7 protein-coding genes are annotated in these 12,397 nt (G+C 70.4%); 2 read left to right on the forward strand and 5 right to left on the reverse strand.

From position 1 onward, the window contains the following. The first annotated feature begins 714 nt into the window (after positions 1-714). The gene (locus OG966_RS14460; protein WP_326650015.1) at positions 715-2,538 is read left to right on the forward strand and encodes a glycoside hydrolase family 3 protein; all 1,824 of its coding nucleotides are present in this window, start codon (positions 715-717) and stop codon (positions 2,536-2,538) included. Between the two features lie 156 nt (positions 2,539-2,694). After that, the gene (locus OG966_RS14465) at positions 2,695-3,339 is read left to right on the forward strand and encodes a hypothetical protein (RefSeq protein WP_326650016.1); all 645 of its coding nucleotides are present in this window, start codon (positions 2,695-2,697) and stop codon (positions 3,337-3,339) included. 43 nt (positions 3,340-3,382) lie between these two features. Here OG966_RS14465 and OG966_RS14470 read toward each other — a convergent pair whose 3' ends face one another. From OG966_RS14470 to OG966_RS14490, 5 genes are all read right to left on the reverse strand, one after another. Next, the gene (locus tag OG966_RS14470) at positions 3,383-4,816 is read right to left on the reverse strand and encodes a S28 family serine protease (protein WP_326650017.1); all 1,434 of its coding nucleotides are present in this window, start codon (positions 4,814-4,816) and stop codon (positions 3,383-3,385) included. Between the two features lie 178 nt (positions 4,817-4,994). Further along, positions 4,995-5,339 (reverse strand): hypothetical protein, encoded by a 345-nt coding sequence (locus tag OG966_RS14475; protein ID WP_326655205.1) that lies wholly within the window; start codon positions 5,337-5,339, stop codon positions 4,995-4,997. A 141-nt stretch (positions 5,340-5,480) separates the two neighbouring features. After that, the gene (locus tag OG966_RS14480; RefSeq protein ID WP_326650018.1) at positions 5,481-9,194 is read right to left on the reverse strand and encodes an ABC transporter ATP-binding protein; all 3,714 of its coding nucleotides are present in this window, start codon (positions 9,192-9,194) and stop codon (positions 5,481-5,483) included. 120 nt (positions 9,195-9,314) lie between these two features. Continuing rightward, positions 9,315-10,250, reverse strand: a complete 936-nt coding sequence (locus tag OG966_RS14485) for a serine hydrolase (RefSeq protein ID WP_326650019.1) — start codon at positions 10,248-10,250, stop codon at positions 9,315-9,317. 254 nt (positions 10,251-10,504) lie between these two features. Further along, positions 10,505-11,995 (reverse strand): UDP-N-acetylmuramoyl-L-alanyl-D-glutamate--2,6-diaminopimelate ligase, encoded by a 1,491-nt coding sequence (locus OG966_RS14490; RefSeq protein ID WP_326650020.1) that lies wholly within the window; start codon positions 11,993-11,995, stop codon positions 10,505-10,507. Positions 11,996-12,397 lie beyond the last annotated feature (402 nt).

The raw sequence follows: 12,397 nt of genomic DNA on the forward strand, positions 1-12,397 counted from the left end.
GGCCCCCGCCCTTGCACCCTGGCAGGGGGACGCGCAGGGGTCGTGTCCGGGACGTAAAGCGTCGCAACTCGCGCGAAGCGCGGTGAGGAAAGCAGTCCCGGACACGAGCCCCGGAGCGGACCCCGGACGGCCACCCGCCCAAGACCGGACACGCCCAAGCACCCAAAACCCGCCCCCCGCAAGGCACCCGCACTCAAGCCCCGCATCCCGCACCCCGCAAAGCACCACACCCCGGGACCAGGGCACGCCCACGCACCCGGCAGGGAACCCGCACCCCGGGGGCCACGGCCCCCCCGCCAGGGAACCCGCACCCCGCAAGGCACCCCGCCCCCACGCCACGCGCCGCGCGAAACGTGCCCCCGCGACACCTCCCGCACCATTTCCGCCGAATCACCGATTCGCCGGAACCCCTACCCACCCCCGCCCGTCTAACGGGCCGTACTGCTGGTGAGTCTCCGCAGAGCGGTATCGGCCCTCGCTGCTGGCTGCGATCGCCGACCACCCCTCTCCAGCCGCCTGCGGCCGGCAGCACACCGCCACCGGTGCGCCCCCCTCCGACAGCGCCGGTGGCGGACCCCCGTCCCGGTGACCTTTCGCGCGCCGCGCGTCCTTTCTGTTGCCACACCCTTGACCTGGCAGTAACTTTCCGGCTATCCGTGAATCCTTGGAAGTTTCCTTCAACTCCCTTGTCGAGCAAGGCCGGAAGGAGCACCCATGCACGACCGGAGCCTTTCCAGACGCACTCTCCTCACCGCGACCGCCGCGACCGCCGCAAGCGCCACGACCGCCCTGGCGGCGAGTACCGTCGCCGCCGCCCCCGCCGCCCGCCCCACCTACCACCTCAAGCGGCTCATCGCCCGGATGAGCCTCGAGGAGAAGATCGGCCAGCTCTTCGTGATGCGGGTGTACGGGCACTCCGCCACCGCCCCCGATCAGGCCGACATCGAGCTGAACATCGCGGAGATGGGCGTACGTTCCGCCGCCGAGCTGGTCACCAAGTACCACGTCGGCGGCATCATCTACTTCATCTGGGCGCACAACACCCGTGACCCGCACCAGATCGCCGACCTGTCCAACGGCATCCAGCGGGCCGGGCTCGCGCAGCCCACACCCGTACCGCTGCTGATCTCCACCGACCAGGAACACGGCATCGTGGCTCGCGTGGGCAGGCCCGCCACCCTGATGCCGGGTGCGATGGCGCTGGGCGCGGGCGGATCACGGTCCGCCGCCCGTACCGCCGCGCAGATCGCGGGGGCCGAACTGGCCGCCGTGGGCATCGTCCAGAACTACGCTCCGGTCGCCGACGTCAACATCAACCCCGCCAACCCGGTCATCGGCGTACGGTCCTTCGGCGCCGACCCGCGCGCCGTCGCCGGTCTGGTCGCCGCCCAGGTCCGCGGCTACCAGAGCGCCGGCATCGCCGCGACATCGAAGCACTTCCCGGGGCACGGCGACACCACCGTCGACAGTCATACGGGCATCCCTGTCATCACGCACACCCGCGCGCAGTGGGAGGAGACGGACGCTCCGCCGTTCCGGGCGGCGATCGCCGCCGGCATCGACTCGATCATGACGGCGCACATCCAGTTCCCGGCGCTGGACCCGAGCAACGACCCGGCCACGCTCTCCCGCCCCATCCTCACCGGCATCCTGCGCGAAGAGCTCGGCTACGACGGCGTGGTCGTCACCGACGCACTCAATATGCAGGGCGTACGGGACAAGTACGGCGACCACCGGGTGCCGGTGCTCGCACTCGCGGCCGGCGTTGACCAGCTGCTCAATCCGCCGGATCTGGCCGTCGCCTGGAACGGTGTCCTCAGCGCCGTCAAGAGCGGCGAGATCAGCGTGGCACGCATCGAGGAATCGATCCTCCGCATCCTCCTGCTCAAGGAGAAGCTGGGGCTGTTCCGCCACCCGTTCGTCTCCCAGCGGGGGGTGGACCGTACTGTCGGCACCCGCGCGCACCTCGCCGCCGCCGACCGGATCGCCGAGCGGACGACCACCCTCCTCGTCAACGAGGGCGGGCTGCTGCCACTGAGCCGGCGCGGACACGGCAACCTCCTGATCGTCGGCGCCGACCCCGCCTCGCCCACCGGCACGACCGGACCACCGACCACCGTCCTGACGAACTCCTTCACCGAACTGGGCTTCAGTGCCACCGCGCTGTCCACCGGTATCACCCCGACCGCGGCGAAGATCGACGAGGCGGTGGCGGCGGCCGGTGGCAAGGACGCCGTGATCGTCGGTACGTACAACGTCTCGGCGACCAGCAGCCAGCGCACCCTGGTGGCCAGGCTCATCGCGACCGGCGTCCCGGTCATCGTCCTCGCCGTCCGCAATCCCTACGACATCGCCCAGCTCGGCGGCGCCCGTGCCGCGCTTGCCGCGTACTCCTGGACCGATGTCGAACTGCGGGCCGCGGCACGGGTGATCGCGGGGCGGGCCGATCCCGGGGGGCGGCTGCCCGTACCCGTACAGCGGGCGGACGATCCGTCCCGCGTGCTCTACCCGATCAGATACGGGCTGACGTACGACTGACGTACGGCTGTCGTACACGGACGGCCGCGCACCCCCGTCGCACTCCCCCCAATTGTCCCGAAGCACCCCGTGCGTCTGGCGTGCGCCCGCCTCGGCGGGTCACGCTGGTCGGGGACCGGCCAGGAGCACGAGGGCCGGTGGGGTGGGGGGTTGCACATGAGCACGAAGCGGCGGTCCGCGGGGACGGTGAAAACCCTGGCGCCGATGCTGGTCCTGGTACTGGCGGTGGCGCTCACTGCCGCCTGCCGGCAGGCCGCGGGAGGCACACGTCCGGCCGGCGGCACCGGTATCGGCAGCCCCACCGTCACACCGTACGGATACGGCCTGGTCTTTCTTGGCCCCGGCGACTGCGGCTCGCGCGGCCGCGACTTCAGTGAAGTCCCCTGCACCAGCGAGAAGGCGGCGGCCCGGGTGATCGCCCGGTACGGCGGGAGGCCTTCGGCCGGCCCCGCCTGCCCGGTCGCCACCGACTTCGTGCTGCACATCTCCGAGAGCCGCCCGGCGGCCGACGAGGACGGCGACGGCGAGGTGGGACAGGGCTACGCCTGTATGCGCAATCTGGAGCCGCCGCATCCCGGCGACCCCGGCGGGGGCGGCGGTCCGCACACCGTCGTCGGCGACTGCGTCCGCGACGCGAGCAACGGCCAGGTGAAGGAGACGGCGTGCGACGGATCCGGCACGCGGGCCCCGGAGTTCGAGGTGGCGTCCGCGGTGGTCCACAGGTCGCAGTGCCCGCCGTCGACGGCGCTCTACGTGCAGTTGGGCGGAGAAAGGCCGGTGGGCTGCGCCCGCCGCGTGTGAGGACCACACACGGCGGGCACAGCCCACGTCGGCAGAGGCGCGGTTACGGCCTCAGCGCCGGCTCACGCTCGATGTCCCGCTTGTCGAGCTTCGCGTCATACCTGGTCAGCGGCTTCGCCTTGGCCGGGTCGTCCTGGACGGCGGCCGGTGCGACGCCCGCCCACTTCAGGATCGCGGCGGTGGCGGCCGCCTTCTGATCCGGCACGAGGCCCGCGACGTTGGCGCCGTGGTTGGCGCCGGGCGCGGTGTACACATAGCTGTCACGCGCGCCCTTGCCGAGACGGAACCGCTCGCCGCCCCACGGGTCGTTCCCGCCGTAGACGAACATCATGTGGTGGGCGTTGTGCCTGACCCACGTGTCGACGTCCTTCATCACCCACGGCTTGAAACGCATCGGGATGTCACGCGGCACAAAGTTCCGCGGCGGCTGGTACCCGTACCGGCTCAGCCCCTTGAGATGGGGCTGCTTGATGTCGGGCGAGCCCAGCTCGGTGCCTGCCTGGTAGTAGTACGGCGTGTACGTCTCCAGGCCCTGGTCCGTGTAGAAGGAGAAGCCGGAGATCGCGTCGACGGAGTCGTAGATCTCCTGATCGGTGGCGGTGGCAGCGACCGGGATCGACTCGCAGTCGGCGAGCAGGCTGTACTGCCAGAAGCCCCAGACGTAGTCGAGGACCACGGCCTCGTACGCCCTGTCGAGGCTGCCGATCGTCTTGAACGTGTAGCCCTCGGTGGCCGCGGCGTCCCGGTACTTGGCCTCCAGCGGCGCACGGCGCACCAGCGCCTCGCGCTGCACCGCGTTCAGCTTGTCGCGGCACTCCTTGGTGCCGACCTGCTCGAAGAAGCGGTCGTACGCCGAGTCCTCTTTGTTCACCACGTCGTTGGGCGCGACATAGGCGACGACGCCGTCCATGTCGGCAGGGTAGAAGCGCTCGAAGTAGGTGGCGGTCATACCGCCCTTGGAGCCGCCGGTGGTGAGCCAGTTCTTGGCGTAGATCTTCTTCAGCGCCGTGAAGACACGGTGCTGATCGCTGGCGGCCTGCCAGATGTCCAGCTTGGACCAGTTGGCCGGGTCGGGCCGGGACGGCGTGAAGAAACGGTACTCCAGGGACACCTGGTTGCCGTCGATGATGGCTGTCGGCTCACTGCGGCGCGGCGTGGTGCTCACGTTGTAGCCGGAGGTGAAGAAGACAGTGGGACGGTTGGTGTCCTTGTGCAGCAAGGTGATCCGCTGCTTGAAGGTGCCCTTGTTCGGGTGCCGGTGATCGACCGGCTGTGTGAAGTTGAGGACGAAGTACCGGTAGCCCGGGTACGGCTTCTCCTCGATGAGACTCATGCCCGGTATCGCCAGGATCCGGTCCTTGATGTCCGTGCCGGCCGTCGGCTCTGCGGCGGTAGCCGCCCCGGCCGTCGCACCGGCCGCGCTCATGGTGCCAATGAGCACCACGAGCGACAGCAGCCATCTGAGCGCCTTGCGCATTCACCCTCCCCTTGATTCACCTGTGGTCGCGGTGAACCTAGCGGTGGCAATGCCCGGCCCGCCAGCCCCAGTTGGGCGCGCTGTCGGTGAGCGGTCGGCGCGATGGTGCGTCAGCGGTCGGCGCGATGGTCCGTCAGCGGCGGGTGCGAGGGCGTCCCGCAGCCGGCGTGATGACCCGTCAGCAGAGGACCCAGCCGGTCGAGCGGGAGGTGCCGGCGATGGCGCCGGTGGCCCGCACACAGCGGTTGAGTGCGTGCACGGTGACGGGCCCCGCCTGGCGCGTGAAGAGGCCCTTGTCCACGGCGGCGCGGCCGCCGCGCGCCTGGAGGGAGACCGACATGGCCCGCCTCGCGCCGGGCCTGCCGGCGATGGTGACGGCGCAGGCGTAGTGCCGGTTCTTGTATATGCGCAGCTCGCCGGTGGCGAACTTGACGGTCTTCTGCGGCCGTCCGGCACACGCGGAGACGGCGGCGTCGGCACGCTGGGCGCCAGGGCCTGCCAGAGTGAGAGCCACAACCGCCATGAGCACGGCGAGGCACTGCGCGAGCAGCCGCCCGAGCCTACTGTTCCCCGCCCCAGTCAACACTCTTGTCTCCCTCGCCACGGTCCCGTACATGCGTACGACGCACATGGGCTCGGAATGGTTGCGACGCCCGTGAGCCCGTTACACCGCCGCGGGCTCGTCCTCCCCTATGAAGGTCCGCCACAGCGTCGCGTAAGTGCCGCCCAGCGCCAGCAGTTCGTCATGGGTGCCGTCCTCGACCGCCCGGCCGCCGTCCATCACTATCACCCGGTCAGCGCGGGCGGCGGTGGTCAGCCGGTGGGCGACGACCAGGGTGGTGCGGCGTCCGGTGAGACGGTCCGTCGCCTGGTTGACCTGGGACTCGGTGGCCAGGTCCAGGGCCGCGGTCGCCTCGTCGAGCAGCAGGATGTCCGGGTCGACGAGCTCGGCACGGGCCAGGGCGATCAGCTGGCGCTGGCCCGCCGAGAGGTTGCGGCCACGCTCGGAGACTTCGTGGAGGTAGCCGCCGTCGAGGGTGGCGATCATGTCGTGGGCGCCGACGGCCCGGGCCGCGGCCTCCACCTCGGCATCGCTCGCGCCGGGACGGCCGTACGCGATGGCGTCCCGGACCGTGCCCGCGAAGAGGTACGCCTCCTGCGGGACGACGCCGAGCCGGTGCCGGTACGCGGTGAGGTCGAGGTCTCGCAGGTCCGTGCCGTCGGCCGTGACCTTGCCGCTCGTCGGGTCGTAGAACCGTGCGACCAGCTTCACCAGCGTCGACTTGCCCGCGCCGGTTTCGCCGACGAAGGCGACGGTCTGCCCGGCCGGGATACGCAGGTCAATGCCGGTGAGAGCCTCCTCGGGCGCGTCGGCGGAGCCGTACGCGAAGTCCACGTTCTCGAAGGCGATCTCGCCGCGCAGCGACAGCACCTTCAGGGGCTCCTTCGCCGCGGCGGTCGAGGTCGGCTCCTGGAGCAGTTCCTGGATGCGGCCGAGCGAGACCGTGGCCTGCTGGTAGCCGTCGAAGACCTGGGACAGCTGCTGCACGGGCGCGAAGAACAGATCGATGTAGAGGAGGTACGCCACCAGCGCGCCGGCGGTGAGGGTGCCCGCCTCGACCCGGCCCGCGCCCACGATCAGCACGGCGGCCGCGGCCACCGACGAGAGCAGCTGCACGAAGGGGAAGTAGACGGAGATCAGCCACTGGCCGCGCACCCGGGCCCGGCGGTAACTGTCACTGCGGGCGGCGAACCGGTCCCCGCCGTCGCGCTCGCGCCGGAACGCCTGGACGATCCGCAGCCCGGACACGGACTCCTGCAGGTCGCCATTGACGACACTGATGCGCTCACGGGCCAGCTCGTACGCCTGCACGCTCTTGCGGCGGAAGAAGAAGGTGCCGACGATCAGGACCGGCAGGGTCGCGAAGACCACCAGCGCCAGCTCCAGGTCGAGGAAAACAAGCGCGACCATGATGCCGAAGAAGGTGACGACCGAGACGAACGCGGTGACCAGACCGGTCTGCAGGAACGTGGACAGGGCGTCCACGTCCGTCGTCATCCGGGTCATGATCCGGCCGGTCAACTCGCGCTCGTAGTAATCGAGTCCGAGCCGCTGGAGCTGCGCGAAGATCTTCAGGCGCAGGGAGTAGAGGACGCGTTCGCCGGTGCGGCCCGTCATCCGGGTCTCGCCGATCTGCGCGGTCCACTGCACGACGACCGTCACCAGCGCGAGCGCGGAGGCCGCCCAGACCGCGCCGAGCGCGAGCTGAGTGACGCCCTGGTCGATGCCGTGCCGGATAAGTATCGGAAGCACCAGGCTCATGCCCGCGTCGACCGCGACCAGCACCAGGCTGACCAGCAGCGGCAGCCCGAACCCGCTCAGCAGCCGGCGCAGCCCGTACGCCTGCTCGGGGCGGACGGCGTGTGCCTCGTCGATGTCGGGTGTGTCGGTGGCCGGCGGCAGCGCCTCGACCTGGGCCAGGAGTTCGGGAGTGGCACCGGGGGCCGCGGACTCCTCGGCATTCTCCTCCCGTACCCAGAGCCTGGGCGTGAGGCCGCGCTCGACGTCGAACTCGGCGTCGAGCTCGTCCCGTACGGTGTGGTCCTCCTGCGGTTCCGCATCCAGCAGCGGGCGGTGTCCCGGCGATACGCCACCGAGCTCGTCCGGGTCGGTCAGCAGCCGCCGGTACAGGGCCGAGCGCCGTGTCAGCTCCTCGTGCGTGCCGATGTCGGCGAGCCGGCCGCCGTCCAGCACGGCGATACGGTCCGCGAGTCCGAGGGTCGAGCGGCGGTGGGCGATCAGCAAGGTCGTACGGCCCGCCATGACCTGCTTGAGCGCCTCGTGGATCTCGTGCTCGACGCGGGCGTCGACGGCGGAGGTGGCGTCGTCGAGAAGGAGCAGCCGCGGGTCGGTGAGTATCGCGCGGGCGAGCGCGATGCGCTGGCGCTGGCCGCCGGAGAGGGTGAGCCCGTGCTCGCCGACCTTGGTGTCGTAGCCGTCCGGGAGCTCGGCGATGAAACGGTCGGCCTGTGCGGCGCGCGCCGCGGTCCCGATCTCCTCGTCGGTCGCGTCGGGCTTTCCGTACGCGATGTTCGTGCGCACGGTCTCGGAGAAGAGGAAGCTGTCCTCCGGTACGAGTCCGATGGCGGCGCGCAGCGAGTCGAGGGTCAGTTCGCGCACATCGTGGCCGCCGACGAGGACGGCGCCGTGCGTCACGTCGTAGAAGCGGGGCAGCAGCAGCGAGACGGTGGACTTGCCGCTGCCGGAGGAGCCGACGACGGCGACGGTCTCGCCCGGCTGGATCTCCAGCGAGAAGCCGTCGAGAACCGGACGGCCTTCGTCGTAGCCGAAGGTGACGTCGTCGAACTCGACGGTCGCGGGCGCGTCCGCGGGAAGCTCCTTCGTACCGTCCTGCATCGTCGGTTCGGTGTCGATCAGCTCCAGTACGCGCTCCACACCGGCCCGCGCCTGCTGTCCGACGGTCAGCACCACGGCGAGCATCCGGACCGGGCCGACGAGCTGTGCGAGATAGGCGGAAAAGGCGACGAAGGTACCGAGGGTGATCTGGCCACGGGTGGCCAGCCAGCCGCCGAGCGCCAGCATCGCGACCTGGCCGAGCGCGGGGACCGCCTGGAGGGCCGGGGTGTACTTCGAGTTCAGCCGGATGGTGCGCAGCCGGCCCGCGAAGAGCTTGCGTCCGACGTCACGCAGTTTGCCGGTCTCCTGGTCCTCCTGGCCGAAGCCCTTGACCACGCGTACGCCGGAGACGGCGCCGTCGACGACGCCCGCGACGGCAGCCGCCTGGCTCTGCGCGTACCAGGTGGCGGGGTGCAGCCTGGTACGGCTGCGCTTGGCGATGAACCAGAGGGCGGGAGCGACGGCAAGGGCGATCAGGGTGAGCGGCAGCGACAGCCACGCCATGATCACCAGCGAGATCAGGAAGAGCAGGATGTTCCCGATGGTCATCGGGAGCATGAAGAGCAGGCCCTGGATGAGCTGAAGGTCGCTGGTGGCGCGGCCCACGACCTGGCCGGTGGACAGCTCGTCCTGGCGCCGGCCGTCGAGGCGGGTGATCGTCCCGTACATCTCGGTCCGCAGATCGTGCTGGACGTCGAGGGCAAGGCGTCCGCCGTAGTAGCGGCGGACATAGGTGAAGGCGTAGACGACGAGCGCGGCGGCTATCAGCAGCCCGGTCCAGACGCCGAGGGACTTCGAATGGTCGCCGATGACATCGTCGATGACGACCTTGGTGATCAGCGGGACGAGGGCCATGACGGCCATGCCGGCCAGCGAGGACCCCAGGGCGAGCACCACATTGCGCCGGTACCGCCAGGCGTAACCGGACAGCCGCCGCGCCCACCCCTGCTCCGCCGCCACGTGGTGCCTCCCGTGAGATCCAGTTCTGGTCTACCGGAAGGCACCAACGCGGCGAGCAGCGGATTTCATCCCGCCGTAACAAACTTCGGTCTTTCGACCCAGGACCGTTTGCGGCCCGTCCTAGGACGCGGGGGCCTTCTCGGGCACGGCCGGGAACGCCTCGCGCGGGACGGCCGGCGGCGTGACAGCCGTGCGCGCGTCCGCGGTCGGGTTGAGGTCCAGGTGGATCGCGCGGGCGACGGCCTGGATGGTGTTGACGCCGTCGTTCATGGTCGCGTTGTCCTGCGTCAGGACGGTGATCGTGTAGTCGTGGCCGTTGCCGGTGAATGCGCCGATGCTGTGAACGCGCCAGCCGTGCGTGGCCCGCGACAGCCAGCCGTTCTTGAGCTGGACGGTGACGGTGGAGGGGGCTCCGGCGGGCGTGCCCCAGCGCTGCGAGGCGATCACATTGCGCATCAGCTTGAGCTCGTACGACCGCGAGGCGTCGGTGAGTACGGTGTTCGGCACGGTCAGCGTGGCCAGCAGCTTCTGCTCGTCGCGGGCGGTGATCTGGGTGAGCCCCCAGTAGCCGTCGGCGCCGGGAACGGTCTGCGTCATGCCGGCAGCCGTGAGAAACCTCTTGATCTTCGTCAGGCCGAGCTGCTTCCACAGGGCGCTCGTGGCTGCGTTGTCCGACTTGGTGATCATGTCGTTGGCCAGCGTGAACTCGCGCTGGGTGAATCCGCGCTTCTGTATCTGCGTGTCCAGGAGCAGTGCCGCGAGCACGGTCGCCTTCACGACGCTGGCCGAGTCGAACTTCTGGTCCGGCCGCAGTACGCAGCTGGTCTTGCTGACCCGGTCGTTGACGAGCACGGCGGTCGTCGACTTCCGGCCCTTGAGCGCCGCGGTGATGTCCAGGCGGAGCTTGTCGGCGAGGCCCGCCTTCTTGGAGGTGCAGGCGACCGTGGGCGTGGCGGCGGCCGCGGGCGTCGCGCCCGCGGCCAGCGGCACAAACATCCCCGCGGCCAGGGCCGCCGCGGCGGCCCGCGCGCGGCGGGATATTCGGTGGTGAGTCATAGAGGCTTCCCGTCCCCTTGTGCTGTGGCGGGCGCGCTCTCCGGCGCACCCGCCACACATGACTCACGAGCCGCCGAAAAGTTGTACGAGGTTGTACGTCTCAGCGGTGCGACTGTGCCGGCAGCCGCACCGTCGGCCGGTACAGGCGGGTGGTCTGAGCGGCGTTGCGGATGCCGTCACCGGCGGACAGGAGATGCAGCCGGTCACCGCGCGCGGTGACCGGCGTGCGCCGCGTACTGCCCCTGCGCCGCTTACTACCCCCGCCCGGCCGCGAGTTCGCGCACCGTCGCCATGTCGCTGAAGGGGAGCAGTTGTTCGCCGACGATCTGGTAAGGCTCGCTGCCCTTCCCCGCGACCAGAACGATGTCGTCCCGTTCCGCGGCGGACAGCGCGAAGGCGATCGCCTGGCGGCGGTCGGCGAACCGCTCGAACTTGGCGCCGGTCGCCGTGAGACCCGGTGTGATCTGGTCCAGGATCGTCTCGGGGTCTTCGTTCCGCGGGTTGTCCGAGGTCAGGACGCACACGTCGGAGAGAGTTCCGGCGATCTCCCCCATCCGCGCGCGCTTGGTGACGTCCCGGTCGCCTCCGCAGCCGAAGACCGTGATGACCCGGCCGGTGGCGAAGTCCCGGATGGCGGTGAGCACCTTGTCCAGGGAGTCGGGAGAGTGCGCGTAGTCCACGATCACTGAGGTACCGCGGGGGGTCTCGAAGCGTTCGAAGCGCCCCGGGACCGGGGGCATCCGGTCGAGTGCGGTGACCAGTCCTGCCAGGTCATGCCCCAGGAGGTGGCAGGCCGCCACGGCGGCCAGCGCGTTGGACACCGAGAACCGCCCGGGGACGGGGATCGCGGCACGGTACTCGCGTCCGGCGTGGTGGAGGGTGAAGCGAGTACCGCGGGCGTCCATGCTGAGGTCGGTCGCCCGGTAGTCGGCCTCCGCGTCGAGCGCGTACGTGGTGACGGCGCCAGGCATCATCGTCCGGATCCCGTCTCCGACGGGGTCGTCCGCGTTGACCACAGCGCGCCGGCACAGCCCCTGGAACAGGCGCAGCTTGGCGTCCCGGTAGTTCTCCATGGTGCCGTGGTCGTCCAGGTGGTCCTGCGTGAGGTTGGTGAAGATCCCCACGTCGAGGAACGCGCGGTCCACCCGGTGGTTCAACAGGCCCATGGACGTGGCCTCCAGGACCACGGTGCTCACCTCGCGGTCGCGCATGCACCCCAGCAGGTACTGGAAGTCCGGCGACTCCGGCGTGCTCAGCGCCGATCTCGGCATCGGGATCAGTTCGTCGCCGATGCGGCTGCCGGCCGTCCCGATGACCCCCACCCGTGCGCCCTCGGCGATCCGGAGCACGGACTCGACCATGTACGACACCGACGTCTTCCCGTTGGTGCCGGTGACGGCCACCATGTCCATCGCCCGCCCGGGCTCGCCGTAGTAGCGGGAGGTGACCACCGCAGCCGCCTTCCGCGTGTCCGGCACCCGTACGACACACACTCCGTCGGCCGACGCCCACACCGCGGCCGGGAGCTCCGGCGCCGCGTCGTCGACGAGCACCGCGACCGCGCCACGTGCCAGAGCGGGGCCGACGAGCTCGGGGCCGCCCTCGCAGTGACCGGGCACCGCGATGAACAGCGAACCCGGCGAGACGCGGTGGGCGTCGAAGCACGTCCCGGCGGTGATCCTCGTCTCCGGATCACCCAGGAGAACCTCATGGTCGTGCCCGGCCAGCAACTCGCTCAACTTCACAGGGGTCCTCTCGAGGGTGCGACTGAGCCGGTGGTCCGGCCGTCGCCGAGGGCGACGCCGACGGCATGCCGAGGAGTCGCGGGGGTGGTGCTCAGCAGACAGATCAGTGGAGCGGGGTTCCGGAAACAGGAAAGAGGCCCCGGCTCCGTGGAGAAAGCTCCACAGGCGGGGCGGAAGAAGGGAGAGGGCCCGAGCCGGTCAGCCGTGGCCGTGCAAAGCGCGGCAGCGGGCCCCGGGGCCGGTGGTGCACAGCGCGCGAGGTGCCTGTCGAAGGCCCTCTCTCACCGCGTGCGTGCAACCCATGGTTGGAGTGTACGTCCCACGGAGCGTCCCGGACTCCGCCTCGCTTCGCCCTGCTTCGCCCCGCGCCTACATGGACGGCGTGCCCCGACGATGGCGCTC

The organism is Streptomyces sp. NBC_01750 (genome assembly GCF_035918095.1).
Classification (GTDB): Bacteria; Actinomycetota; Actinomycetes; order Streptomycetales; family Streptomycetaceae; genus Streptomyces.